Here is a 24,195-nt window from a genome sequence, read left to right as displayed (position 1 = left end):
CCATTACAGTGATGCACTATACAGTGCAAACGTTTGATGAAATCCGTTGGCTGCCAGTGTTACCGTTGACGGATAGACAATTTGAAAACGGTAACGGCGACAAGTGCGGCCGTACTGGCGAATTAAGGTCTGAACCAAGCGGGTATTCATCGAGATATCGCTGTCAGTTAACTGGATGAGACAGACATCCCACTCGGTCGGGTCTTGCCGCTCTTTAAAATCGACAATCCCAACGCCTAACCGGGCAAAAATGCGTTTAAACCCAGCAACACTGCCGGCATCTTTGGCATTAATCGCGGCATATTTCACCCGTGACCGGAACAAACTCAACGGCTCTCCGGCAAAACGTTGAATATCGCGATCCCAAGCCAATAGGTTCAACAAGGACTCATGACAGGTCAGTGCATCGATCTGTTGCAACGGAAACAGCAAGCCCGAGCGAATTTTGTTGAGGAAAGCTTTCACCCCCCGGGTCAGAAAATAAGGTTCTTTCAGCGCTTCCGAGGTCGTTTCACCATCTTCCCACCACGGAATCACAATCTCTTCCATTTGAGGCGCATTGTTACTATTCATCTGCCAACTCCCCAACCGTTAAAGCGTTTAAACGCGGCTGCGTATAACCACTGACAATGTCTTCCTGAATCTCGCCATCAAGCGTGATACGGACTGACTTCACATTGGCCATGTTATTGTGAATCTCTGTCGCCATACGGGAGATACTAAACCGGCTCTGTGGCGCTGCGCGGGTCATTTCGTCATATGCTTTGGTTTCACGAAATGCAGCGCGAATCCGATCTTTCACTTCCTGAAGTGTTTCTGTCATCTGTGCGACAGTCAGATTCTTTGCCAGTACCACATCTGCAATCACATCGTGACGTGTTTCGGGAATCGGTTTGCAGGTCAGCACATCACCATGACCGTGATGGCCCTGATTCATGATGTAATCATTTAGTGTGTCAATGATCGACTGCGGGGTTTCACCCACTTCAACCAAAATCAGCGCTTCTGCCGTCCCCGGTGTGATATCGCCAGTATTGCGGAAGAAAATATTATCACTGCGGATGCCCGCAACACTGGCAATAATCGAACGGTAAACATCATTAATATGCCACTCACCGGAACCGGTGAAGGCGTTTTGAAGTCGCAATGCGAGCTCTTCATCAGTCTCTTCATTCGCGCCCAACCGGGTAATCCATCCTGCGTCATTCACCACAGCAACAATGCCCGCAACCTCTGTCGGTAAAATATTGAGATAACCGGCAGGCAGGTTATAAGCGACACCAGCTTGCTCTGCTTCAACGGGAACCTGTCCGCTTGTCTGTCCGGCAGGAATCACCGTATCTTCAGTAACCTTAACCCGATAAACAACGCCTTCAATTGCAAGTGTCTGTATAAAAACACCCCGTTCGACAAGCACTTCATCATTGGCATTTTCTTTGGTCATCTTCAGATTACCCTGCGTTTTCACAGCTTGCTTCGGTTCCACATTCAGTTCCCACGCTTTCAGTTCCAGTGCCCAGCGTTCTGCGGTTGCCACGAACATATTTGGCATGACATGTGTCACTAAAAGCGTTCTGGTCATCCATAATGCGGGTTTGATGACCGCCGCCCGGACCCAGCGCCAGAACGGTGACATTTCAGAGTCATTCGCCAGTAAACTGCCAGCCGCAGACACTTCGGTTTTCAATTGGTCTTCTAATGCCTGCTCGTTCAGCGGAACGCCGGATTCCGCCAGAATGGTTAAAAAATCGGCTTGGGGTCTGTTACTCATGTGTTTACCTCTGTATTGATAACGCCCTCACTGTCATATGCCTGAGCAGAGAGCCCGATGGTGCCGGATACATCTCCGGTCACGGTGACTGTGCCCGGAATAATCCGGGGATCCTGTTCCGCAATTTGTTCAATTTGCAGTAACACATTGGCCCGCAGCACTGGATTTCTCTCAGCCTGAAGCGCTCTGGCTAAGCCGGATTCCATGATGGCGTGCTTGACATCCTGAGCGATACTGTATGTATCGCTACAGATAGTTGGCTGTTGACCGGCATCAATATCCCAGCCGCCATCGACTACTTTGATATCGATATACTGTTTATCCGACATTGAGTTCGTCCCATTCTGCGAGTTGATCCGGTGTCAAACCATTCGGTGCGGTGATGTAAATGTCACCAAAGCGTTTCACCTCACTCACCTGTTGGCTTTGTGTCTTGTTCATGTTCTGCACCATACCGGAAGGCAAAGTGTTCTGTTTCTGTTTGTAAGCCATCACAGAATCACTCCCGGATGGACGTTCACTGACGGACTCCGATGTCTGATTAACGGATTGAACCTGCTTTTGAATGTTCTCCGCTGCACGGGTCTCCGTGGACACACCTTGTTCAGGTTTCTCAGCATCATCGCTGCCGAATGAAAGACCAAGCTTGCCTGCTACCCAGGAGATACCAGAGCCAATACTTTTGAACATCCCAATAATCTTATCAATATAGAACTTTATCTGATTGAAAATCTTACCGAAAATGGCACCAAAACTTGTGCCGGAAAGATAAGAGACAAACTGTCCCCACATATCGCCCAGCCAGCCAAACAGATTGCCGATTTGCTGGAAAATCTCGATTTTCGACATGGCCGCAACCAAGTCATCCCAATATTTGATAATCAGATAAACAGCTGCGATCAACGCAACGATTCCCAATACAATCCAAGTGACAGGGCTGGTCATCACCATCATCGCGGTTGAGACACTCGGAATCAAACGGCCAAAAACAGCCATCACGTTTGACATCGCGCCCATGACGCCTTGAAACGTGGTGATCACGGTTGAAGCCGATCCCATCACATTTTGGAAAATACCGGCAGAATCGGAGACCAATGTGATCGCACTTTGCACCCCACCGATAGTCCCGGAAGCCGATTTCATGACCCCATCAAGGGATGTCATGCCGGCAGCAACTAATTCTGTGCCACCAGCCAGAAAGGGGAACTTTTCACCCAATGCGGTGACTTTGGCAATCCCTTCCCCCATCCCTTGAGACAGGCTATTTTTAACATTATCGAGCGAGGAAGAAATCGGACCTAAAAACTGTTGTGCTCGCCCGCCCATGCCAGACAGCCCTGCTGCTTTTTGCGAAATACTCGTTAATTGCTGATTGACAGATTTCGCAAAATTCTTGGCACCATTTTTAAATCCGCCGGTAGAAAAAACCGTTCCGACGTTTTTGATACGGCCGATCAGACTTTGGGTTTGCTGTGAAATGCCTGCAAACTGTTGTTTTACAGCGCTGGCAAACCCCTTGACACCATTCGCCGAAAATGACGTGGTCAGGTGCTTACCAATTTGAATATAATTCTGGGTTCGTTGTGACAACGCTGCAAATTGCGCCTTGGCAGCATTGGAAAAATCTTTGGCTTTCGTTTTAGCCAGATCAAACGTTTCAACGATAGTGTCGATCCCCTGATCAAGACTGTCAGCAAACTGATTAATGCCTCCTTCTGCATCTTTAAACACTTGGACCAGTTGACTCCCAAGCCCGAGCGAGAGGATCTCGCTCGATGCTGTAGAAACATGCTCAAGAATGCGACCGACATTTTCCAGAGAGTCGGCACCGCCGACCTCCCAATCCATCGTCAATATCGGTTCAAGTGACGTTCCCATTTCAGTGAACGTCTGTACGACATCTGAGGCACTGGATTTTACCTTGTCAAAATCGCTACTGGCGGTTTGGACAATCTGATTGATCTCGTCAACAACACCGGATAAGGGCTGAGTCACCTGATCAATCATATTGATTTCTATTAAGACTGAATCGTTCATCGGTGATTAAATAACCTCGCAACTGCACTCATAACCGCGACTTCCATACGCTCTTTCTCGTGTTGATCGAGCCAGAGCGCCCTGGCTAACTCTTGCGGCTCATCCTCTCCGTCCGGAAAGTAATGCCGCCGCAGGGTGAGCGCCTGTTCCAACCCATTGGTTTCAATGCGCTTCACCCGCTCTGTTAGTTTTTTAGGGTAATTGAAATCCCGCCTTTGGAAGATTCATGAACCAGACCGAAAACTTCCATCACCAGACCGGGAACCGTGTTCATCAGTTCAACTAATTCACTCTTCTGCTCAGCATCAACCGTACGCTCCAGATAAGTTCGTGCCGGTTCAATTTTACTGTCCATCGATACATGGTTGGTGTAGTTGTTGGCATCATTCACTGTTGGTTTGAACGTAAAATCAGTCTCACCAATCGTGACGACAACCGGTTGAATTGTAAAAGCTGCTTTAGTCATGTCTGTTTCTCTCTTCATTATGTGCACTGAGGCACGTATAAAATTGCTGTTAAGTGGGGCACAACCATCAATTCAGGCCGCAAAAATCCCTCAGAGCTGACCCTGATATAGTGGTTTCTCGATGATTTTCTCAGCCTCGGTATCGCTAGCCTGATGATGTCAGGCTGTTCCCCGTTGTTGGAATAACGGCCTAATCAGCCGGATTTAAAACAGGTCCGATTGTGATTTTTCTGTCGGCAAAAATGCCATACGTTTTCATTCAACCATCCATTTAATCTGAACCCGTATCGATTAACTGATCAGGTTACGGGTATCCGCTTTAGACAGATAAGGCACACCATTGATCCGGACAAAGTTCGGGCTGGTGACGAAACCTTTCAGTTTCCGGGTTGACTTATCCGCACTTTCTGAGTCGATATTGAGCAGATCTGAAACCAGGAATTTCACACCGTACAGTTCGATTTTGTCTTCATCTTCACCGTTATGCGCATAAAACTGAAGCTCTTGCAGTTTAATATCACGATAGCTGCCCGCTTCTTTGGCGGCTGCATGGATTTTCTGGAACTGTTTCAGATCCATTTCAAGCTCAACATCACAGCTAACTTTACCGTCGGTATAACCATCAGTGACACCGCGAGTAAATGCAACGGCTGACTCATCACTGATCGTCGCTGTCGCACTTTTAACATGGACAAATACTCCAAATAATGTCGTATCAAAGCTACGACCGGAAAAACGGGCACTCATGCTTCATCTCCTTGGCTGATATAGATTGCAACAGTAATTTTGACCGGGCATTCATACGGCTGAACAGCCATATAAATTTCAACTTCAGTGCTGTTGACCCATTTGATTTGAATGTCATCATCTTCCGGTGGATAAATCTCACCCGGATTACCGATCAGTGCCATTTCACGCAGATCCTGCGTCATAAAGAGTTTTGCCTGCGCTTCACTCTGTGGCGTTGAGTTGAATGTACGATCCGCGATACGGGCAATGGCACGGATGCGAACTTTACGGGCCGCTTTCATTGCCACACGGATATGACGGATATCCTGGAAATCACCGCCTTCAACATCGAGTGTACAACCGGTTGTCCAGTATTGGCCGTCGTAATCCGGATACCACATCGGGCAGGCAATTCGGTTTGACTCAAGTGTTTTCAATACAGACAGTGCTAACGCTTTACCGTCTTTGTCTGTCAGAAAATCCGTTGAACCGACAACACTACCGGTTTTAACCCGGGCCGGAGAATCAGCAATCGATGCATTCACTTGATTCGCCAGACGACCACAGTATTTACCCAGTGTTGAGCCATCCGCATGAACCGATGGCACAACCGTAATATATTGGCTGGCAACACCGTCAACAATCGCAACCGACTTCGCTAACCAAGCTTCCCAAGTTTCACCGTTGGTTGCGTCGGTATTATCGATTTCCGGCAAACAGCAAACGGCGAAGGTTTCCCGGCCAAGTGCATTTTTCAGCTCGGTACGCATGGCAATCGCATCTTCAAGCAAGGTTTTATCCGTTGCAGGAAAATCCAGAGCGAATGCTTCGAAACTTGCAGTTTCATTGGCTTTACGGACCGCATCTTTCCAGTCATCGGCTTGATCAAGGACCATCACGCCGGCAGTCCATTCGCTGCCACCATTCAACTGCGCAGCCATCACCGTCGCTTGCAGAGACTCTCCGGCTGAAGATAATGCCGTTTCCAGATCGGTTGAAGCATCAACAACCGTTAACTCACGCTTGGCACCGGAAACAGTTCCGTATCCGACAAACAGAAAGTGATATTCCACCCCGGCAATGGGGCCTTTCATCATGTTTTTAATATTAATAATAACGCTGGGCCACGCCATGTTATCCGCTCCTATTTATGTGATCATCCGATTGTCCTGCTTGCTTGTCATATCGCTCACTGACAATGCCAGACAATCGCTTTGTGTGATCAAATCCCGGTCGGGATTCAATCGCCTTTGGTATGGGTGAATCAGAAATTTTGTTCTGCAATTTCCGGCCGCTTAACGTCGGCCTGTGGTGAAATTGCCCAATGTTTCCGCCACCCAGATTTCATATGCATCAATGCGCCACTGTTTACCACGCCAATAGATTGGTCCCGCAGTGTCTTCTGTCACGCTGACAGGTTCTTCAAACTCAATCTCGATAATGATTGTCGAATACGTTTCATCGACGGTCGTCATCTCAATGACTGGATTTGCCAGTATCGCGGCAGTTTCCCGCTCTGAGTCATGATCCATCAACCAAGCCCCTACATTGGCAAAAAGTACCGCAGGGCTATAGGTGAGATGTGGAAAGTGATTGAACACCAGACGAGCGTGATACCGCATCCTTAGTAACTGACAACCGTTGCCCAGAAACTGACTGTCCAGACTCAGAGAGATATTCTTCATTTGGGTTGTCAGGGTTTGTGCAATTTCGTCTCCGACACACGTCGTGATGAATGTTTTAAGTTCTCTGAGCTTATCGCCCGCTTCATACTGAGCCATGAAACTGTCACCTTACTATGGGTTAGCTTTCCCGAGTCTGACATCTCTTCATTTGATAATTTATTTATAAATATCAATTTATTAGATAACAGCAACTTCGTTTTATTTCCCCGTTTTGTTGGGTTGAGAGAAGAATACTCGGTCTGGAAAAAAGATGCATCACGTTGAATTCGGCCTGATTCGGATATGGCATAAAACGGAACAGACTGGAATCAATCAGGATAAAATGAGTGATGAACCGTGCTGTTTTGTCGATATTTTGTTCAACATCATATCGTTCGACATCAACGTTCTTCAGCAAACATGTCAGGGATAACTCGGCGACGACCGCGGTCTAACTTCTGTGCCCAATCGCAGCAAAACCCGCGCACGTCAGACAGCATCAACGTTGCACTGCGATTGTTCGCACTTCTTGGTAAGTTTTTTTACATTTCGCTAGGTGTATGCCATCAACCTTGTTATAATTGTGTCAATTATTCATCAGAGGGAAGGTATAAATATGAGAGTGTTATGCCCTGAGTGTGGTCAGAAAAGCCGGATCCAAAAATCGAACCGGATTACCAACAGTCATGCTGATTTGTACTGTAGTTGTAGTGATCCTGAGTGCGGTCACACGTTCGTCATGAATTTATCTTACAGCCACACTCTGAGCCCTTCGGCCAAGGCCGCCAACCAGTTAGTCTGCAATCTAATTAAATCCCTGCCGCCTGAAAGCCGCGCCAGTCTGCAACAAGAATTGTCTTTAATTTAATCCTTTTCTCTCCTTTTCAGTCAGCCGTTTTTAGCGTTTTTTCTCTATCGGCTGACTGAATTTTTTCTCCTTTCTGTTTCCTCATCACATTGCCAGACCGACTTAGGATGAATGTAAATTATCTTTCATTAAGTAGCGTACAAAGCTTCGATAAGACGTGTTGGCATCACCGCAAGCCGATGCAGCGAACCGGTATAGAAGCAGCAAATATCAAAAAATCTTCCAGCCTCATCCCCAAACGACTTAGCCTCGGGAATCAACAGAAAGATTTTTAGCGTGAATATCGGATTTGCGTGACGCATCTTGACCACATCACTCAGGATGTTGCGGGAAAAGATTTCAAGGCGTGACTTTGGATGCCCGCCATTGCAGATAGTCATCAGCCTGGCCAGCACACTGGCTCAACGCTGATTTCAGCCGGGGAATATCTTCCGTGATAATCTCCGGCCAAGTGCCGCTGATGCTTGGTTTATAACAGGGAACAATCATGCCTTCCGGTGGCAAAATATACTGTGTCTGAATCACCGGCGGTGGGTCAGTATGACTCGCGCAACCGTTCAGTAACGGTAACAGGGATAACGCAAGAATGACCCGATATTTCCTGTTGTAGTGTTTGAATCTCATGGCGTAGTTTTTCCTCGTTATCAGCACTGTTCCGGGCTCTTCTGATCAGGAGCTGATTGATCTGTTCCCGTTCCTGAGCAACCTGATCCAGCACATTTTTCTGCATCATAATCTGTACACTCGATTGAGCGACTTGAGCGGTCAGTTTTTCATTCTCAGCAACCAACCATTTGATTCTGAGAATAACACTGCCAACCCCACACCCAAGCAGCACCAAAATGCCAAGTCTTACATATCCTTTAAAGATCATACATCACCTCAGAATCCGAGGGCGTATGCCCCAATTGTATCAATGCATCCCTGACCGAAATCTGTCCCAGACAAAGCTGAGTTTCAATCTCTCTGCGAGTGACGATCCCCCGGCAACGATTCCCTGTCACACGGCAGTCTTTGCCATTCAGATATACCCACCGATTAAACTCCAGACACGCCCCCGCAATATCCTGCTGCTTCAGTTTGCGATAGAGTGTTGAGCGGCGCAGCGCATTCGTCCCGAGGTTATAGCTGAAATCAAGAGCGGCAATGTGCACATTGGGTGGCAATTGATAATGCAGGTTCTCCAGTGGTTGATTATGATAATTCAGGGAACTGGCGAGCATCATGGCACACTGCTGATCACTGTAAGACATATCCTGACGAACCCCTGCCGTTTCTCCGAAACAGACCGTCCATACCCCTCCCGGATCCTGATAAGCCTCATTTCGCTGACCTTCAAATGTGCCGGTGACCGCCACAGCACCAAAAAGTACCGTACCAATCAATCGGTTATATTTCATGCTGACCTCTATCTTTATTTTGACCTTTACCTTTGTGACTGAAACAGAAACAAACGCACCAATGTAATACCAATGCCGATCACGGATAAGGTTGTGCCAATGAGGAAAGCGATATCTGAACCATACCAGACAAAGTTTCCCGTCAGGATGTCATGTAAACTCGAATTCATCATCGACTGATAATTCTCTGCACCCTGAGCGACACTGACACCAACTCCCGTACCACTTCCAACAGCAATTGACATCGTTGCTTTTTCAGAAATAACTGCTCCCCCATGTCCGGTTTTGAAAGAAAAAAGACTCATCGTTGTGGTTCTCCTTTCAGGCAGAAAGGATGATTTGTATTGATATTGAATACACTGAAATGAACCCCGTCAGATTTGTCTTGGAACATTCATGCATCCTCATAAATATGTAACTTGTTCATATCCCGCTCCCAATGCTTGAACAGATGTTTGCTGGCATGCTTACCTTTATCACAGCGATAATCATGTTCCAGCCATGCCTGACAAATGGCATCGGTCGGGGCAAATTGATAACGATACATTCGGGTTTTAAACCGGGATGCGATGGCAGATAACCCGGCAGCATGTTTTGCGGAAATCCCTTTCTGAACCATATTGGTTACGGTGCTGTATTTCACACCGAGATAATTCGCAATATATTCATAAGCTTTACACTTATTCATCGGCATGCGCCGGACCAAAGCTGAGAACGCATAATTCATGAGTTCTTTACGCATGGCGTTAATTTCTACTGTGGTAAATTCCATGATTTATTCCCCATTTTATTGCTCTGATATCGCTGCCCTAGCTCAGCGACACGTTTAAATATGCCGGTTAATGTATTCGGATCCGGTACCCCTCGCTCACAACGCAATCGGTCAAATTCAGTCGTCACGAGTGGTGATGACAGTCGGCTAACCTGCGGGGGTAACGTGCCATTCCGTTCCCGCTGTACCCATTTGTGATACGTTTTTTCAAAAAGCTGCTGCGCTTTTTCCTGATTTAACTTACGTACATCAAATTCACACTCGTTGCGCACCAATTGTTCCAGACGACTTTGTGGTACACGTCGCATCATCATGCGCTGATAAGCAGACAACCACGCCTCATCATCCAAACACCAGGCGCAGAACTTTCCCGGCCCGGGAATAAAATCGGATGAATTAGCCCGTGCCATCCGCAGACCACGTTGCACCTGCACCATGGTATTCACGCCCTGCTCCATCATGGCTTTGACATAATTCAACTTGAGCGTTTCGTATTCCTGTTCACTCCGGATTGAGGCGCGCCATGCCGGATGAATCCCCCGTAGCTCACGTAAAATCATGTTGACGATCTGGGCTGCAAAAGTATCGGCAGACTGCTGATCTGCGGAAGCTTCACGGTCAGCGGACAAAACCTTCAATTCATTCTGGATTGCTTTATCGGTTATTGACTTCATCATCGATTCCCTCACCCGTGTTATGAATCAGTTATGTTGTTCAGGAAACTGATGTAACGCATGAATCCAACCGGTATCCTCATCATCAGGCTCCCAATTTCGCAACGACTGCCCCGCGCTAGCGTTCTCGCGCACATACTGCGCTTGTGAGAGGTAGCCCGGAAATTTATTGGTGTTGAACAACGTGGCCGGACGCAAATATTGGCGCATCCGGGCATCATTTCCCCACTCTCGAACTTTGTGATCAATCACAGCCATGAGCTCCTCAACTGAAAAATCTTCCTGTAAGCGAGCCACAATGAAACTGGCAGTTTGACCTTTCGGCTGAAACCGTGTCTGTGCAGTTTGATTCAGATGAACAACCACTGCTTGCATCGCTTGTTGTTGTGATGACCCGGCCATAGCCACATCAACTTTTGCTGATGGCTGAGCAAGGATCATTGATTGATCATTCTGTTCTTGTTTTGGATCAGTCATTACTTGTGTCGTCTGAGCCGGATCTGGTTCAGCCAGATCTGGCTTATCCGTTTCAGCACAAGGCATTTCCCCAATAGCCTTATCCGGATGAACCGTTTTTGGTTCATCAAAAACAATATATTCAATCTCTCCGGTGGCACGCTTTTGTGTCGTGACATAGCCGACCTGTCGCAGCTCTTTCAAAATGGCGTAGACACCATCCCGACCGGTTTTCTTCGCAGATCCTTGTGTCACATTGGCTAAATGCGCCGGGCTGACTTGCCAGTGGTCCGGCTTCGATAGCAGATAAGTCAACATCCCCATCGCCTGAAAAGACAAATGCCCTTCCTGAAAAATATGATTGCCGACCAACGTAAAACACTGTTCCCGCTTGGCCCGTCTAATACTCATTCATACACCTTGTTAACCGCCGGAATATCACACCTTTGCCATACTGAAAAACGGGTAAGGATCCAACGTCTCACCGCTATTTTGATAGCAATAGTAAGGAAACTTTCAGCAAGTGTAAATATAACGACGTAATAAAATTTTCTTTTTTGGTGTAAAAATCATTACAAAAGTGCTGTATACTTGGATTGAAAAGGGCTATGATTGGGACTCTGAATGCGAACACCTGTCAGGGTTCTGAAAAGAAACAACCAATTGAGGATATCCCGTTATCACGGGCATTGTGATTTATGATTGTTGAATTAGGCGAACGTCTCAAAGCCAGACGAGAAAGTTTAGGGCTCACCCAAGACATGCTGACAGCCCGAGTAAAAGAGATTGATTCATCACTGAGTCTGAACCGAATTACGATCAGCCAGATCGAGAACGGCATTCAGTCAAGTATGAAAGACCGCTTATTACTGGCGATGTCTAAAGCATTAGAATGTTCACCGGAATGGATCGTATACGGCACCAATTCAGCCAATGCCGAACACGCTGAAACAGCGTCGCAGGCAAACGTCAGTACTGGCCCTGCCGTTTCGACCATGTGTCCGGTGATTTCCTGGGTCAAAGCCGGTGATTTTTCTGAAGCAGTAACGCCGTACGCGCCGGATGAATATGAATATTATCCTTGCCCGGTGCACAGTGGCCCCGGCACTTATATTCTTCGGGTTCGGGGAGACTCGATGGAGCCAAGGTTTGAGGAAAACGACCTGATCTTTATTGATCCGAATCTCGTCGAGCCAGAACACAACAAATTCGTCATTGCGATGCTGACCGATTCGGCAGAAGCAACATTCAAACAGATACAAGTCATTGATAATAAAAATTATCTGAAGGCGCTCAATCCTTCCTATCCGCCAGAGTTGCGGTTTTTATCTATCAATGGTAACTGTCAAATCATCGGGACAGTGATTGCCCACATGAAACCCATTTAACATTCTGTTTAACATTGAACCTGTTTAACATTGAACCCATTAAAAAGGGGGAGCGATAGAAGCTCCCCCTTTCAGATACAACCAATCACGCTGTTACAGAATCATACCACCGAAGATAAATCCGAATGTCACGGCTGAAGTGATGGTCGCCACACCCGGGATAAAGAACGGATGATTGAAGACATAGTTGCCGATTCGGGTTGAACCCGTATCATCCATCTCCACTGCCGCCAATAATGTTGGATAAGTTGGCAGAACAAAGAGCGCGCTCACAGCTGCAAAAGAAGCCACGGCTGTTAACGGTGCAACCCCGATGGCCAGCGCAGCGGGCATCAATGCGGTGGTTGTTGCACCTTGTGAATAAAGAAGCATTGATGCGAAGAACAATGTAATCGCTAGCATCCACGGATATTGTTCAAGAATATGTGCAGATAATTCTTTAATTTCGTTGATATGGCCAGAAACAAAAGTATCACCTAACCAAGCAACCCCAAGTACGCAGACACAAGCACTCATCCCTGATTTAAACGTTGAAACCGAGCTGATTTTTGAAGCATCGACCTTGGTAAACAGGATAATTGCCGTCGCGGCCATTAGCATAATCGCCATAATAGCTTGGTTACGACCGATTGCAGGATCTGTAATCAATCCGACAGCCTTACTAATCATTGTGGCATAAGCAACCACAGCAACGATCGCAATGATGAAGATATAAACCGACGTCTTCGCGGATGGTAAAATCTCACGCTTGGTCACACCACGGACTTTAATCAGACCTTTTTCCAGACGTTCTTGATAAATCGGATCGTCTTCCAGATCTTTACCTAAGAAGTTCGCGACAAAAGCACCCACCATACATGCTGTAAACGTGGTTGGGATACATACGGCCAGCAACATCAGATAACCGACGCCTAATGGCTCAAGAATACCGGAGAAAAAGACCACAGCCGCAGAAATCGGGGATGCTGTAATCGCAATTTGAGATGCCACCACCGCAATCGACAGTGGACGTGACGGTCTGACTTTTTGCTCTTTCGCCACTTCAGCAATAACCGGCAAGGTTGAAAATGCCGTATGACCGGTTCCCGCCAAAAGTGTCATCACAAAAGTTACGATAGGCGCATAAAAGGTAATATGTTTCGGATTTTTTCTTAAAAACTTTTCTGCCAAGTCAACCAGCCAGTCCATCCCACCGGCAACTTGCATCGCTGCAATTGCGGTAATCACGGACATAATGATTAAAATAACATCGACCGGGATAGTACCAGCGTGCATCCCCAATCCCATTGTCAAGATGATGACACCTGCCCCGCCGGCAAATCCAATGCCGATACCGCCAATTCTGGCGCCGAGAAAAATGAAGAGCAGGACAATAAACAGCTCTACTGCTACCATGATGATACCTCGTTAAGTTATTGTATTTTAATTAAAAATTATTATTTCAATATTGAATAATGACTTAGTGGGGCAATTGATAGCAGATCCATTGCAAGCACCCTCTCACAAACTAAAATCCCTTACGTCTCAACCACTCAATAACGACTTTAATTTACGAATTCTGTCTTGCTTTTTGTTACAAAAAATAAAATGATAGATAACTTTCTTAACACAAAAATATATTTATGAAATCAATATTTTTCCTCAATCTACAAATAAAAAACACACTATATTTACATTTGAAACAATTGATCATTTGAATAAATCGATTGAAACTTTATTATTCCCTATCGGTAAAATAGATGACTTAAATTGATAACGCTTGTTGTTTCATATTCAGTGACAATAGAAGAAACGGAGGAAGTCTTGACAGGTTAACCTGATCGAGGGAGACGAATAGATAGGAGTAGGAAATATCTCTCATATTAATCATCAAGAATCCTTAGTTTATTATGTCGGAAATCATGTAATGATTGCCTGCCACTAAAATATAAGAATCCTTTCTGAGCAAAGATTAGTTTAAAAATCTATCCTGATTTTGGGTTTCATCATACCGTACCAACGCAAAAATAACAGTACTTAGATCACCTTTTTGGTGCATCCCATTATTGACCAAAGAATAAATAAACAAAAATTGATCTAAATAAAATAATGGAGATATTCAATATATCTGACACAAAAAATATTGTGCCAGATATATGAGCGAATTGATTTCAGTCAATTAGCCGTTACGATAAATATAACTATAGGCATTAATTGCCGGTACACCACCCAAGTGTGCATATAATACTTTGGCACCTTTCGGGAAGAATCCCTGACGTGTCAGATCAATCAAACCTTGCATTGATTTTCCTTCATAAACCGGATCGGTCATCATACCTTCCGTGCGCGCTGCAATTCGAATTGCATCATTGGTCTCATCAGAAGGAACGCCATAAGCCGGATAAGCATAATCGTCCATGATGACAATATCTTCTGCTGTGATTTCCTGACCCAGTTCGACTAAATCAGCCGTATGCTGTGCAATCCGTAACACCTGCCCATGATTTTTCTCCGGCGTGCCTGAAGCATCAATACCGATCACATTCTGTGCTCTGCCATCAGCCGCAAAGCCGACAACCATCCCGGCCATTGTCGACCCCGTCACTGTACACACCACGATATAATCGAATTTGATTCCCATTTCGGCTTCTTGTTCGCGAACTTCTTCAGCAAACCGGACATACCCCAACCCACCATATGGATGCTCTGATGCACCGGCAGGAATCGGATAAGGAACACCGCCTTTTGCTTTCACATCTTCGATGGCATTTTCCCAACTTTCGCGAATACCAATATCAAACCCTTCATCAACAAGTTCAATCTCAGCCCCCATCACCCGACTCATCAGGATATTCCCCACACGATCATAGACCGCATCCTGAAAGGGTACCCAGCTCTCCTGAACCAGCCGACATTTCATACCGAGCTTTGCCGCTGTCGCAGCCACCAGACGGGTATGGTTTGATTGCACACCCCCGATGGTGACTAACGTATCGGCACCACTGGCAAGCGCCTCAGGGACAATATATTCCAGCTTGCGAATTTTGTTACCGCCAAAAGCCAGCCCACAGTTGCAATCTTCTCGCTTTGCATAAATTTCAACCTCGCCTCCGAGAAATTCACTCAGGCGACTGAGTTTTTCAATCGGGGTCGGACCAAAATTAAGCGGGTAACGTTCAAACTTCTCCAATTTCATGACAAATTTCCTTATATGCGATGACCAAACCAATCAATCTTGTTTGAAAGGATATACATTTAGATTACGCAATCTGAAATGAAATGTGCTTTCTATTTGTTTTCATTTTTTTAATATTAATTTTACATATGTACTATAAATAGATATTTTAATGAATATATTCCTATTAAAATGAAAGATAATTTCATGAATCAATCACTTGATCGAATCGATCTGAAACTGCTGCGCCTGTTACAGCAAGATGGCAGAACGAGTAATGCCGTTCTGGCAGAAAAAACCAACATTAGTCCGGCGACGTGTCACCGCCGTGTTGAACGCCTGTTCAAGCAAGGGACAATTCAGTCAGTCAGAGCAGAAGTGAATCCACAGGATCTTGATTTGGGCACCTTGGTCACTGTGGGTGTGGTGCTGGATCGCTCAACACCGGAAAGCTTTGCCGAATTTGAAGCGGCAATTATTCGCCTGCCTGTCATTATTGATTGCCAGTTAGTTGCGGGGGAATTTGATTATTTTCTTCGGGTCCGGGTGCAAGATATGGCGGATTTCAATCAACTTCATGCCAATCACTTAATCGCCCTACCCGGTGTCCGACAGATCCGAACCTTCTTTGTCATGAAAGAAGTCATTCACCATGCTCCGCTACGGTTCTAGCCCATGGTATATGCTGTCATGGTTGAGGAAGAGCAAGTCGCAGCATAAAAAAACGAGGCATCAAAGCCCCCGTTTTTATATGTCTGTAAAAATACGATGTCTGTAAAAACACGATGTCTTTAAAAACAATATGTCTTTAAAAACAATATGTCTTTAAAAATAATGTAACCATCTCAGAAATGCAGTTGAATCACCGACACAACGATACAGCCAGGACGTCTGATACCGTCAATCTCAACGCGAATTTCACGCTCGATTTCCAGCCCTTTACGCACGGGGGTGACTTTGGTCAGAATACTTTTCGCCCGGACACGATCACCCGATTTTACCGGATACGGAAAGCGTACCTGATTCAGACCGACGTTCACCACCATTTTTGCGGTCGGAAATAACGGCACTTCAGGATTCACGCTATCGGTCAGTTTCGGTAACAATGCTAACGTCAGAAAACCATGTGCAATGGTTGTCTTAAACGGTGATTCAACGGATGCCCGCTCAGGATCCATATGAATCCACTGTGTATCCTCAGTCACAGAACCAAATTGATCAATCCGGGATTGGTCAATATTCAGCCAGTCGCCAACATGGATCACTTCACCAATTTTCTCCCGTAGCTCTTCATACAAAGCCTGAGCTTCCGGGGTTAACTTCAGCGACTCATAAGCAAAGGTCGCAGATTCACGCTTTAACGCAGCATTATCTGCATCATTCGGCAAACTAACTTCTTCATTCACCGCTGGTTGATGAAAATCTCTGATCCACGAAAACAGGTGAAAGTTATTCGTTTTTGTCAACAATTCTTCCCAATAATCGCGCATCGCCGGCGGCATCTTCTGCATCAGTTCTGCATGCTGCTTGCTTAATATTTCACCACGTTGTTTGAACAGTTCAACGACTTTCATCTCAACTCCTTGCTTCATTATTATGAAGTCTATAACAGTTTGATTTTGAACTACTTCACAGAAAGGTGCAAATACTTTCGGGCGTACATGCGTTAACTGAACAGTGTTTTTTATATATTTTTCATTAAGTTACAAATAAAACGCCATTTTATTAGAACATCACCCAGCACTGGTATGCTCGCTCTGCATGCATAGGCTCCATTTGCTTCAAATGAAGCCCATTTTTAGCTTTCAGCTTATAAATCAATGTCATAGAATCTTCATATTTCCCGGTTCAATCTGATGTAAAATAAAAGATTAAAAACGACCAGACTCTCTATTACATACAAAAACAGTGCCATCATGCACAAAATTTCAATCATTTGATCCATTCCCCCTCTCGCCGTTGCAATCTCCCCATTGTTTCTTCCTATCACAGATATCGGTCCGGCAGATGGAATACTTTGCTATGCTCAGTAGACAACTCATCAAATATAAATGATAATTATTATCATATAGAGTTTTCAATCAGGCCTGAAGGTGGCGATTGTATGAAAAAATATTTAATGACCTCATTTTATTGTGCTTTGATGCTCTTACCCGGCATGGCCTGGGCGAAGTTTAAAGTTGTAACAACATTTACCATTATTCAGGACATGGCACAGAATATTGCCGGAGACGCTGCCGAGGTAGTCTCTTTAACCAAACCCGGCGCAGAAATTCACAACTATCAGCCGACACCGAGAGATATTATCAAAGCGCAGTCCGCTGATCTGGTGTTGTGGAATGGCCTGAATCTAGAGCGGTGGTTCCACCGTTTTTTCTCCAATGTAAAAGACGTGCCTTCCATCGTCGTCAGCGATGGTATTCAGCCACTCTCGATCTATACCGGCCCGTATAAAAATAAACCCAACCCTCATGCATGGATGTCTCCGAAAAATGCATTGATCTATGTAGAAAATATCCGTCAGGCACTGGTGAAATACGATCCGAGCCATGCTGCAACATACAATCACAACGCCCAAGCGTATCAGAAAAAAATCAAACAACTGAATGAGCATATCCGTACACAACTGGCAGCCATCCCTGAACAAAAACGCTGGCTGGTTACCAGTGAAGGCGCTTTCAGCTATCTGGCGAGAGACTATGGTTTAAAAGAAGCGTTTCTCTGGCCGATTAATGCCGATCAACAAGGAACACCGCATCAAGTGAAAGCCTTAATTGATACCATCTATCAGTATCATATTCATGTGCTGTTCAGTGAGAGCACCATCTCTGACCGCCCCGCCAAACAGGTGGCCAGAGAAACCGGGGCAACCTATGGTGGTATCCTTTATGTGGATTCTCTCTCGACCCGGGACGGGCCGGTTCCGACTTACCTTGATCTACTCAAGGTCACCACCGATACCATTGTCAGAGGATTACAATCATGAGCCATCAACCCGTCACGCTTGAAGCAACCCAAGTAAGTGTTACTTACAATAATGGTTTTAAAGCAATTCATGATGTCAGCTTCAGTTTGCAAGGTGGCACCATCTGTGCGCTGGTTGGTGTGAATGGCGGTGGTAAATCAACGCTATTCAAAAGCATCATGGGATTGGTCAAAACCTCTCAAGGAGAGATTCGCCTATCCCAACACCCGATCCGACATGCACTCAAACAGAATCAGGTCGCTTATGTGCCGCAGAGTGAAGACATCGACTGGGACTTTCCGATTCTGGTTCGGGATGTCGTGATGCAAGGACGTTATGGTTTTATGAATTTCTTGCGCCACCCGAGTCTGACGGATAAAGACAAAGTTCAGCAGGCGATGCAGCGCATGGGCATTGAAAATCTGGCGAGCCGTCAAATCGGAGAACTCTCCGGCGGACAAAAAAAACGGGTGTTTCTCGCCCGGGCACTCGCTCAGGAGAGTCAGACAATCCTACTCGATGAACCGTTTACCGGTGTCGACTTTACCACCGAAGAAGCGATTATGAATCTGCTCCGTGAACTCAGAGATGAAGGTCATCTGATTTTAGTATCGACACACAATCTGGGGAATATTCCCGATTACTGTAATGAAGTGGTGTTTATCAACCGAACCATCGTTGCAGCCGGCAATATTCACGATACCTTCACCCAACAAAATCTGATCGCCACATTCGGCGGGGTCCTGAAACACGTCGGGATTCTCGGTGAAACGCTCCATCAGGATCAGGATGAACGTGCCGTCACGATTTTCTCAGACCATGAAAAACCCGCGGTCTTTTATGGCAAAGACCAACACAGTGCCACACTGATTCGGGATAACAAGTCTCCCGAACAACCTCAATCAACCTCGAGGTAACAGCCATGTTGGAATTACTTCTGGAACCGTTGCACTATCAATATATGCAGCACGCCATTTTAAGTAGTGCCATCGTCGGGGCGGTGTGTGCATTCTTATCCGCTTTCCTGATGCTCAAAGGCTGGTCACTGATCGGCGATGCGCTGTCTCATTCGGTGGTTCCCGGTGTTGCCGGCGCCTATGCGCTGGGATTGCCTTACTCCGTCGGTGCATTTATCGCAGGCTTTCTGGCTTCACTCGGGATCGCGCTGCTCCGGTCACTTTCCCATTTGAAAGAAGATGCCATTATCGGCTTCATTTTCACCACTTTTTTTGCCGCTGGCCTACTGCTGATCTCACTCAATCCAACGTCAATTAATATTGAAGGAATTATTTTCGGCAGTATCTTAACCGTAAGTCAGTCTGATTTAATGCAAATGCTGATCATCGCCGGGGTGTCATTTGTGCTTCTGACATTACTGTGGAAAGATCTCATGCTGGTGTTCTTCGATGAAACCCAAGCCTCATCCGTTGGTTTATCACCGACGGCTCTGAAAGTCATATTCTTTACCATTCTCAGTGCCTGTACGGTTGCCTCACTACAAACCGTCGGAGCGATTCTGGTGATCGCTATGGTCATCACACCGGGGGCGACAGCATATTTACTGACTGACCGATTTGGCCTGCTGTTAATCATTGCCATCACGCTTGGTTTTGTCACCAGCGCTTTAGGCGCCTACCTCAGTTATTACCTCAATGGCGCAACGGGCGGCACGATTGTACTGCTGCAAACCCTGATCTTTCTCTGCGCATTTGTCTTTGCACCGAAATATGGAGTGCTCGCGAACCGGAGAAATGCCAGACATCGAACCTCGGTTGACAAGCCGAGTGACAAGAAGACTTTTCACCAAAAGTCCGTAAACCAGACACACGCTCCCAACACCGTTCCCTCAGGGGGTTATGATGGATAATCTCATACAATGGTTCAGTGAACCTTTCCAGTTTGAATTTATGCAGCGCGCCCTGTGGGCCGGTCTGGCCGTGGGTGCGGTCTGTGCTGTACTCTCGTGCTATCTGGTTCTGAAAGGCTGGTCGCTGATGGGCGATGCGATCTCTCATGCTGTATTACCGGGCATCGTAATTGCCTACGCATTGGGGATCGCATTACCAATCGGTGCATTTATCTCCGGCCTGACCTGTGCCCTGATGAGTGGCTATATCAAGGAAAATTGCCGGGTCAAAGAAGATACCGTGATGGGAATTGTCTATTCGGGCATGTTTGCACTGGGTCTGATCCTGTTCACCAAAATACAAACCGATCAGCACCTGCTACATATTCTGTTCGGCAATATGCTTGGTATTCAGGATTTTGAATTCATTCAAACCGTGACCCTATCCTTGATTGTATTTGCCATTATCGTCATATTCAGGAAAGATTTCTTACTTTACTGCTTTGACCGCAGCCACGCGCGTGTTGTCGGACTCCCCGTGGTGCTGATTCACTACAGTTTACTGGTGCTCTTGTCACTGACCATCGTCGCAACCATTCAAGCCGTCGGGGTCATTATGGTGGTCGCGATGCTGGTGGCGCCGGGCATGACCGCTTTTATCCTCACCAAACAGTTCGCCTATATGATGTGGATCGCATTGGGTGTCTCGCTGAGCGCAATCATTCTCGGGATTCTGATTAGTTTTCATATCGATGGCGCGACCAGCGCATGTATCGTACTCGTTCAGGCGACATTTTTTATGCTGGCACTCACCTTCACCAAACTAAAAACCCGGATGACAATGCTCAACGAACCGTCACCAGAGACAAACACCCGCACCTCCCATTGATCGCTGCGCTGCATACTCAGTGACAGACATAAAAAAATACCGCCGGTTGGCGGTATTTTTTGTCTTGTCACCATCAATATTTTTAACAATCAATATTTTTTAACAATCAATATGTGGGTGACAACCCATATTTTCGGTGACAATCAACTAGCCGGTCACCCACAGCAACACAGCAATCACCTGCGGTGTCAGAATCCTTAAACACATCACTAACGGATAAACCGTCGCATAAGCCAGTGATGAAGCGCCACTGGTCGCATGCATCGCATTGGCAAATGCCAGTGCCGGTGGATCGGTCATCGAACCCGCCATTAGTCCGCAAATCGTCAGATAGTTCACTTTACCGAAAAAGCGAGCGAACATCCCGACGGTGATCAACGGGATCAGCGTGATGATAATGCCGTACCCCATCCACGTCAGCCCTTCACCATCCATAATGGTGGTAAAGAAATCACCACCGGAACTGATCCCAACCACCGCCAGAAAGAGCACAATACCAATTTCCCGTAAAGCGAGGTTCGCACTTGGCGGCATAAACCAGTAAAGCCGACCGATACTGCCGATTCTTGCCAGAATAATAGCAACAATTAATGGGCCGCCGGCCAGTCCCAACTTCAACGGCGCTGGTAAATGTGGCAGCTGAAACGGAATCGACCCCAGTAACACACCTAAGCCAATACCGATAAAAATCGGCAACATCTGCACATGATGTAGCTTACTTGCCGTATTTCCGAGCATTTTGCCGACATATTCAATATCTTCTTTCTGGCCGACAATATACAGAATATCCCCGAATTGCAGCACCGAATCTTGGTTTGCCACCAGTTCGACACCAGCCCGGTTCAACCGAGAAATAACCACATTATGTTTATATTTGAGGCTCAGTTCACCCAAATGCTTACCGAGCACTTTCTCATTGGTCACCACCACCCGATCACTTTTCAGCACAGTCCCTTTGGTGGATAACGATTCTGAAACCTCACGCCCGACAATCAAGACCGCTTTATGCAACAGTTCCTGACGGTCACTGACAAAATGCAGGTAATCACCGATGTGGAGCGTGGTATCCTCACCGGGGACAACCAAGTTGCCCTGTGTCTTCATTCTGGAGCACACGACCCCTTGACCAATCAAGGTGACCAATTCAGCAAACTTCATCTGATCCATATTCGGATTGTCGATCATCACATTGACCGATAACAGGTCTTTGCTACTCCCCTGACTGCGGCTGTCATAAGACTCGGCTTCTTTATCCACATTAATTTCAAAAACAATCCGAATAACCCACATTGACAGCAAAATCCCGATAATCCCGAAGGGATAAGCCATGGCATAACCGAGCCCCAGCATATCGACTTGGCTGTCCACTTCTCCCAGCTCATGCAGGATTTGTTGTCCGGCCGCTAAAGAAGGCGTATTGGTCACCGCACCGGAATAGATTCCGAGGAAAATATGCAGCGGAATATTGAAAATAAAATGGAGGATAACTGCCGTTAAACCACCAACCACGACAATTCCTGCCGCCAGTCCATTCAGCTTGAGACCACTACTTTTCAGAGAGGCAAAAAACCCCGGCCCGACCTGAATCCCGATGGTGTAAACAAACAGAATCAACCCGAATTCTTTAATAAAATGCATAGCATGACTATCAAGATGCCAGCCAAACTGGTTGATGAAATGCCCGACGAAAATTCCGCCAAACAGCACGCCACCAATACCGAGCCCGACACCTTTGATTTTCAAGCCACCTAACCACAACCCAATCACTGCCACCAAGGACAGGACAAGTATCGAGAGTGCGACTTCGCCCATAGTTATTACTTCCGTTATCAGATTTAAAAAATGAAAAAATTAAATTTATCTGCACTTAATAAAATAGTTTTGAATCACCAGTGTGCAAAAATAAATGCTCTGAAAATCAGTCTATAGCCTTCGATCTGTCTTATTTTTGATAAAGGTTAAAAATTGCAACATTAATCAGAGTTCTGGAAAGGGAAGTGTTCAATTTGTGAGGACAATAGGTTCAATGAATCGATTTAATGATTTTTATATATTTTGAATGTTCATGGCTGGTGGTAATGCTTCATTCGGAATCAAACAACATATTGACGGACACTATCCCGAATCACCAGTGTCGGTTCAAGATGAACGACTTGTGCATCACTCTGCCGTTTATCAAGACGATTGACCAACGCTTCAACCGCAGCCGTTCCTAAACGATGCTTTGGCTGGTGGATGGTCGTTAATGGCGGGGTCATATATTTGGCAATGTAGATATCATCATAACCGATAATCGACAAGTCCTCAGGAATCCGGATGCCCCGGACGTGGGCTTCATTGACCACCCCCATCGCCATCATGTCATTCCCGACGAATAGAGCGCTGGGTAGCTGACCCCGCTGACAGATACGCTGAAAGGCATCAACGCCACCGTCACACTCAAAATTGGCTTCAACGATCCATGCCGGATTAATCGACAGTTTGGCCTCTGTCATTGCTTTCTTAAAGCCTTCGTAACGCATGTAAGCCTGATGCAACTGCAACGGCCCCGTGATACAACCGATCTCCCGATGGCCACACTCAATCAGATGATTGGTCGCCATCAATCCACCGAGCAACGAATTGTCCTGAATTTTATCACAGGCAAAATGGACGGGGCCACGATCCATCACGACCACAGGCACTTCCGGAAAACGATCAAACGCATCAATATGCTCCCCTTCAAGGGCTGAGCACATCAAAATCAGACCATCCACCCGCTTCTCAAGCAAAGTATTGATCGATTCTTTCATCCGATGGTCATCACCTTCGGTATTACATAAGATGAGATTGTAACCCTTTTGATAGCAACTCCGCTCAACACCCTTCACCACTTCACCGAAGAACGGGTTCGTCGAGGTCGTCACTAACATACCAAGCGTTTTGGTTCGATTCATTTTGAGACTACGTGCTAATGCAGAAGGCGAATAATTCAGCTCTTTCGCCGCCTGATTGATCCGGGCGGCAATGCCATCACTCACATAACGAGTTTTATTGATCACATGACTGACCGTTGAGGTCGAAACGCCAGCACGTTTGGCAATATCTTTCATCGTCGCCATGTGATCTCTCCTTTG

Annotated in this window: 28 protein-coding genes; 7 read left to right on the top strand and 21 right to left on the bottom strand. The window is 46.2% G+C overall.

What is annotated here, in order from left to right:
• Positions 1 to 3: 3 nt before the first annotated feature.
• From OCU60_RS20140 to OCU60_RS20105, 9 genes are all read right to left on the bottom strand, one after another.
• Positions 4 to 573 carry a phage tail protein gene (locus OCU60_RS20140; RefSeq protein WP_074374913.1) on the bottom strand — a complete coding sequence of 190 codons (570 nt, stop codon included), beginning with the start codon at positions 571 to 573 and terminating at the stop codon, positions 4 to 6.
• Positions 566 to 1,771, bottom strand: a complete 1,206-nt coding sequence (locus tag OCU60_RS20135; protein ID WP_074374914.1) for a baseplate J/gp47 family protein — start codon at positions 1,769 to 1,771, stop codon at positions 566 to 568. Before OCU60_RS20135 ends, OCU60_RS20140 begins: the two co-directional genes overlap by 8 nt.
• A complete protein-coding gene (locus tag OCU60_RS20130; protein ID WP_074374915.1) occupies positions 1,768 to 2,100 on the bottom strand; it encodes a DUF2590 family protein in 333 nt (110 codons plus the stop codon). Before OCU60_RS20130 ends, OCU60_RS20135 begins: the two co-directional genes overlap by 4 nt.
• A complete protein-coding gene (locus OCU60_RS20125) occupies positions 2,090 to 3,808 on the bottom strand; it encodes a phage tail tape measure protein (RefSeq protein ID WP_074374916.1) in 1,719 nt (572 codons plus the stop codon). The genes OCU60_RS20130 and OCU60_RS20125 overlap by 11 nt, the downstream gene beginning before the upstream one ends.
• A complete protein-coding gene (locus OCU60_RS23050) occupies positions 3,805 to 3,984 on the bottom strand; it encodes a DUF6890 family protein (RefSeq protein ID WP_021019856.1) in 180 nt (59 codons plus the stop codon). The genes OCU60_RS20125 and OCU60_RS23050 overlap by 4 nt, the downstream gene beginning before the upstream one ends.
• A gap of 8 nt (positions 3,985 to 3,992) precedes the next feature.
• Complete coding sequence (locus OCU60_RS20120) at positions 3,993 to 4,274, bottom strand: putative phage tail assembly chaperone (protein WP_074374917.1); 282 nt, start codon at positions 4,272 to 4,274, stop codon at positions 3,993 to 3,995.
• A 291-nt stretch (positions 4,275 to 4,565) separates the two neighbouring features.
• Positions 4,566 to 5,021 (bottom strand): phage protein, encoded by a 456-nt coding sequence (locus OCU60_RS20115; protein WP_074374918.1) that lies wholly within the window; start codon positions 5,019 to 5,021, stop codon positions 4,566 to 4,568.
• Positions 5,018 to 6,136 carry a DUF2586 domain-containing protein gene (locus tag OCU60_RS20110; protein WP_074374919.1) on the bottom strand — a complete coding sequence of 373 codons (1,119 nt, stop codon included), beginning with the start codon at positions 6,134 to 6,136 and terminating at the stop codon, positions 5,018 to 5,020. Before OCU60_RS20110 ends, OCU60_RS20115 begins: the two co-directional genes overlap by 4 nt.
• Before the next feature lie 162 nt (positions 6,137 to 6,298).
• The gene (locus OCU60_RS20105) at positions 6,299 to 6,784 is read right to left on the bottom strand and encodes a phage tail protein (RefSeq protein WP_074374920.1); all 486 of its coding nucleotides are present in this window, start codon (positions 6,782 to 6,784) and stop codon (positions 6,299 to 6,301) included.
• A gap of 499 nt (positions 6,785 to 7,283) precedes the next feature.
• Between OCU60_RS20105 and OCU60_RS20100 the strand changes: the two genes are divergently transcribed.
• Entirely contained in the window at positions 7,284 to 7,535 is a 252-nt protein-coding gene (locus tag OCU60_RS20100) for an ogr/Delta-like zinc finger family protein (RefSeq protein WP_021019862.1), read from the top strand.
• 339 nt (positions 7,536 to 7,874) lie between these two features.
• Here the strand turns inward: OCU60_RS20100 and lysC are convergent, their stop codons facing one another.
• The 7 genes from lysC to OCU60_RS20065 form a co-directional block, all read right to left on the bottom strand.
• Complete coding sequence (gene lysC / locus OCU60_RS20095) at positions 7,875 to 8,060, bottom strand: Rz1-like lysis system protein LysC (protein WP_205410543.1); 186 nt, start codon at positions 8,058 to 8,060, stop codon at positions 7,875 to 7,877.
• A gap of 10 nt (positions 8,061 to 8,070) precedes the next feature.
• Entirely contained in the window at positions 8,071 to 8,409 is a 339-nt protein-coding gene (locus tag OCU60_RS20090; RefSeq protein ID WP_139302164.1) for a hypothetical protein, read from the bottom strand.
• Entirely contained in the window at positions 8,399 to 8,935 is a 537-nt protein-coding gene (locus OCU60_RS20085; RefSeq protein ID WP_074374922.1) for a lysozyme, read from the bottom strand. The genes OCU60_RS20090 and OCU60_RS20085 overlap by 11 nt, the downstream gene beginning before the upstream one ends.
• A gap of 26 nt (positions 8,936 to 8,961) precedes the next feature.
• Positions 8,962 to 9,240, bottom strand: a complete 279-nt coding sequence (locus OCU60_RS20080; RefSeq protein ID WP_074374923.1) for a hypothetical protein — start codon at positions 9,238 to 9,240, stop codon at positions 8,962 to 8,964.
• An 89-nt stretch (positions 9,241 to 9,329) separates the two neighbouring features.
• On the bottom strand, positions 9,330 to 9,707 hold the full coding sequence (locus OCU60_RS20075) for a hypothetical protein (protein WP_074374924.1): 378 nt from the start codon (positions 9,705 to 9,707) through the stop codon (positions 9,330 to 9,332).
• Entirely contained in the window at positions 9,689 to 10,384 is a 696-nt protein-coding gene (locus tag OCU60_RS20070) for a replication protein P (protein ID WP_083602767.1), read from the bottom strand. Before OCU60_RS20070 ends, OCU60_RS20075 begins: the two co-directional genes overlap by 19 nt.
• A gap of 24 nt (positions 10,385 to 10,408) precedes the next feature.
• The gene (locus OCU60_RS20065; RefSeq protein WP_074374926.1) at positions 10,409 to 11,248 is read right to left on the bottom strand and encodes a conserved phage C-terminal domain-containing protein; all 840 of its coding nucleotides are present in this window, start codon (positions 11,246 to 11,248) and stop codon (positions 10,409 to 10,411) included.
• A 287-nt stretch (positions 11,249 to 11,535) separates the two neighbouring features.
• Here OCU60_RS20065 and OCU60_RS20060 point away from each other — a divergent pair, with 287 nt between their 5' ends.
• Positions 11,536 to 12,225 (top strand): LexA family protein, encoded by a 690-nt coding sequence (locus OCU60_RS20060; RefSeq protein ID WP_074374927.1) that lies wholly within the window; start codon positions 11,536 to 11,538, stop codon positions 12,223 to 12,225.
• Between the two features lie 93 nt (positions 12,226 to 12,318).
• Here the strand turns inward: OCU60_RS20060 and OCU60_RS20055 are convergent, their stop codons facing one another.
• Together OCU60_RS20055 and OCU60_RS20050 are read right to left on the bottom strand one after the other, a co-directional pair.
• Positions 12,319 to 13,620 (bottom strand): anaerobic C4-dicarboxylate transporter, encoded by a 1,302-nt coding sequence (locus tag OCU60_RS20055; RefSeq protein WP_074374928.1) that lies wholly within the window; start codon positions 13,618 to 13,620, stop codon positions 12,319 to 12,321.
• Between the two features lie 763 nt (positions 13,621 to 14,383).
• On the bottom strand, positions 14,384 to 15,400 hold the full coding sequence (locus tag OCU60_RS20050) for a 1-aminocyclopropane-1-carboxylate deaminase (RefSeq protein WP_074374929.1): 1,017 nt from the start codon (positions 15,398 to 15,400) through the stop codon (positions 14,384 to 14,386).
• A gap of 186 nt (positions 15,401 to 15,586) precedes the next feature.
• On the opposite strand from OCU60_RS20050, the gene OCU60_RS20045 reads away from it, so the two are divergent.
• Positions 15,587 to 16,051, top strand: a complete 465-nt coding sequence (locus OCU60_RS20045; RefSeq protein ID WP_074374964.1) for an Lrp/AsnC family transcriptional regulator — start codon at positions 15,587 to 15,589, stop codon at positions 16,049 to 16,051.
• A 173-nt stretch (positions 16,052 to 16,224) separates the two neighbouring features.
• Here OCU60_RS20045 and OCU60_RS20040 read toward each other — a convergent pair whose 3' ends face one another.
• A complete protein-coding gene (locus OCU60_RS20040) occupies positions 16,225 to 16,971 on the bottom strand; it encodes a MaoC family dehydratase (protein ID WP_370738702.1) in 747 nt (248 codons plus the stop codon).
• Between the two features lie 512 nt (positions 16,972 to 17,483).
• Between OCU60_RS20040 and OCU60_RS20035 the strand changes: the two genes are divergently transcribed.
• Genes OCU60_RS20035 through OCU60_RS20020 form a run of 4 tightly spaced genes read left to right on the top strand, consistent with a single transcriptional unit; the run spans position 17,484 to position 21,079 of the window.
• Entirely contained in the window at positions 17,484 to 18,365 is an 882-nt protein-coding gene (locus tag OCU60_RS20035; RefSeq protein ID WP_074374931.1) for a metal ABC transporter substrate-binding protein, read from the top strand.
• Positions 18,362 to 19,261 carry a metal ABC transporter ATP-binding protein gene (locus OCU60_RS20030; RefSeq protein ID WP_074374932.1) on the top strand — a complete coding sequence of 300 codons (900 nt, stop codon included), beginning with the start codon at positions 18,362 to 18,364 and terminating at the stop codon, positions 19,259 to 19,261. The genes OCU60_RS20035 and OCU60_RS20030 overlap by 4 nt, the downstream gene beginning before the upstream one ends.
• Before the next feature lie 8 nt (positions 19,262 to 19,269).
• On the top strand, positions 19,270 to 20,211 hold the full coding sequence (locus OCU60_RS20025; protein WP_449361639.1) for a metal ABC transporter permease: 942 nt from the start codon (positions 19,270 to 19,272) through the stop codon (positions 20,209 to 20,211).
• A complete protein-coding gene (locus tag OCU60_RS20020; protein WP_074374933.1) occupies positions 20,204 to 21,079 on the top strand; it encodes a metal ABC transporter permease in 876 nt (291 codons plus the stop codon). The genes OCU60_RS20025 and OCU60_RS20020 overlap by 8 nt, the downstream gene beginning before the upstream one ends.
• Before the next feature lie 147 nt (positions 21,080 to 21,226).
• Here OCU60_RS20020 and OCU60_RS20015 read toward each other — a convergent pair whose 3' ends face one another.
• Positions 21,227 to 22,891, bottom strand: a complete 1,665-nt coding sequence (locus OCU60_RS20015; RefSeq protein WP_074374934.1) for a putative transporter — start codon at positions 22,889 to 22,891, stop codon at positions 21,227 to 21,229.
• Between the two features lie 281 nt (positions 22,892 to 23,172).
• A complete protein-coding gene (locus OCU60_RS20010) occupies positions 23,173 to 24,180 on the bottom strand; it encodes a substrate-binding domain-containing protein (RefSeq protein ID WP_074374935.1) in 1,008 nt (335 codons plus the stop codon).
• Positions 24,181 to 24,195: the final 15 nt, after the last annotated feature.

The sequence above is a fragment of the Vibrio spartinae genome (assembly GCF_024347135.1).
GTDB classification, from domain to species: Bacteria; Pseudomonadota; Gammaproteobacteria; order Enterobacterales; family Vibrionaceae; genus Vibrio; species Vibrio spartinae.
This window is presented reverse-complemented; position numbering and strand designations above follow the sequence as displayed.

What these genes read in the sequence shown, in the direction of transcription:
- OCU60_RS20140 (WP_074374913.1), bottom strand. Translation starts at nt 573, where the DNA reads ATGAATAGTAACAATGCGCCTCAAATGGAAGAGATTGTGATTCCGTGG.
- OCU60_RS20135 (WP_074374914.1), bottom strand. Translation starts at nt 1,771, where the DNA reads ATGAGTAACAGACCCCAAGCCGATTTTTTAACCATTCTGGCGGAATCC.
- OCU60_RS20130 (WP_074374915.1), bottom strand. Translation starts at nt 2,100, where the DNA reads ATGTCGGATAAACAGTATATCGATATCAAAGTAGTCGATGGCGGCTGG.
- OCU60_RS20125 (WP_074374916.1), bottom strand. Translation starts at nt 3,808, where the DNA reads ATGAACGATTCAGTCTTAATAGAAATCAATATGATTGATCAGGTGACT.
- OCU60_RS20120 (WP_074374917.1), bottom strand. Translation starts at nt 4,274, where the DNA reads ATGACTAAAGCAGCTTTTACAATTCAACCGGTTGTCGTCACGATTGGT.
- OCU60_RS20115 (WP_074374918.1), bottom strand. Translation starts at nt 5,021, where the DNA reads ATGAGTGCCCGTTTTTCCGGTCGTAGCTTTGATACGACATTATTTGGA.
- OCU60_RS20110 (WP_074374919.1), bottom strand. Translation starts at nt 6,136, where the DNA reads ATGGCGTGGCCCAGCGTTATTATTAATATTAAAAACATGATGAAAGGC.
- OCU60_RS20105 (WP_074374920.1), bottom strand. Translation starts at nt 6,784, where the DNA reads ATGGCTCAGTATGAAGCGGGCGATAAGCTCAGAGAACTTAAAACATTC.
- OCU60_RS20100 (WP_021019862.1), top strand. Translation starts at nt 7,284, where the DNA reads ATGAGAGTGTTATGCCCTGAGTGTGGTCAGAAAAGCCGGATCCAAAAA.
- OCU60_RS20090 (WP_139302164.1), bottom strand. Translation starts at nt 8,409, where the DNA reads ATGATCTTTAAAGGATATGTAAGACTTGGCATTTTGGTGCTGCTTGGG.
- OCU60_RS20085 (WP_074374922.1), bottom strand. Translation starts at nt 8,935, where the DNA reads ATGAAATATAACCGATTGATTGGTACGGTACTTTTTGGTGCTGTGGCG.
- OCU60_RS20080 (WP_074374923.1), bottom strand. Translation starts at nt 9,240, where the DNA reads ATGAGTCTTTTTTCTTTCAAAACCGGACATGGGGGAGCAGTTATTTCT.
- OCU60_RS20075 (WP_074374924.1), bottom strand. Translation starts at nt 9,707, where the DNA reads ATGGAATTTACCACAGTAGAAATTAACGCCATGCGTAAAGAACTCATG.
- OCU60_RS20070 (WP_083602767.1), bottom strand. Translation starts at nt 10,384, where the DNA reads ATGATGAAGTCAATAACCGATAAAGCAATCCAGAATGAATTGAAGGTT.
- OCU60_RS20065 (WP_074374926.1), bottom strand. Translation starts at nt 11,248, where the DNA reads ATGAGTATTAGACGGGCCAAGCGGGAACAGTGTTTTACGTTGGTCGGC.
- OCU60_RS20060 (WP_074374927.1), top strand. Translation starts at nt 11,536, where the DNA reads ATGATTGTTGAATTAGGCGAACGTCTCAAAGCCAGACGAGAAAGTTTA.
- OCU60_RS20055 (WP_074374928.1), bottom strand. Translation starts at nt 13,620, where the DNA reads ATGGTAGCAGTAGAGCTGTTTATTGTCCTGCTCTTCATTTTTCTCGGC.
- OCU60_RS20050 (WP_074374929.1), bottom strand. Translation starts at nt 15,400, where the DNA reads ATGAAATTGGAGAAGTTTGAACGTTACCCGCTTAATTTTGGTCCGACC.
- OCU60_RS20045 (WP_074374964.1), top strand. Translation starts at nt 15,587, where the DNA reads ATGAATCAATCACTTGATCGAATCGATCTGAAACTGCTGCGCCTGTTA.
- OCU60_RS20040 (WP_370738702.1), bottom strand. Translation starts at nt 16,971, where the DNA reads ATGAAGCAAGGAGTTGAGATGAAAGTCGTTGAACTGTTCAAACAACGT.
- OCU60_RS20035 (WP_074374931.1), top strand. Translation starts at nt 17,484, where the DNA reads ATGAAAAAATATTTAATGACCTCATTTTATTGTGCTTTGATGCTCTTA.
- OCU60_RS20030 (WP_074374932.1), top strand. Translation starts at nt 18,362, where the DNA reads ATGAGCCATCAACCCGTCACGCTTGAAGCAACCCAAGTAAGTGTTACT.
- OCU60_RS20020 (WP_074374933.1), top strand. Translation starts at nt 20,204, where the DNA reads ATGGATAATCTCATACAATGGTTCAGTGAACCTTTCCAGTTTGAATTT.
- OCU60_RS20015 (WP_074374934.1), bottom strand. Translation starts at nt 22,891, where the DNA reads ATGGGCGAAGTCGCACTCTCGATACTTGTCCTGTCCTTGGTGGCAGTG.
- OCU60_RS20010 (WP_074374935.1), bottom strand. Translation starts at nt 24,180, where the DNA reads ATGGCGACGATGAAAGATATTGCCAAACGTGCTGGCGTTTCGACCTCA.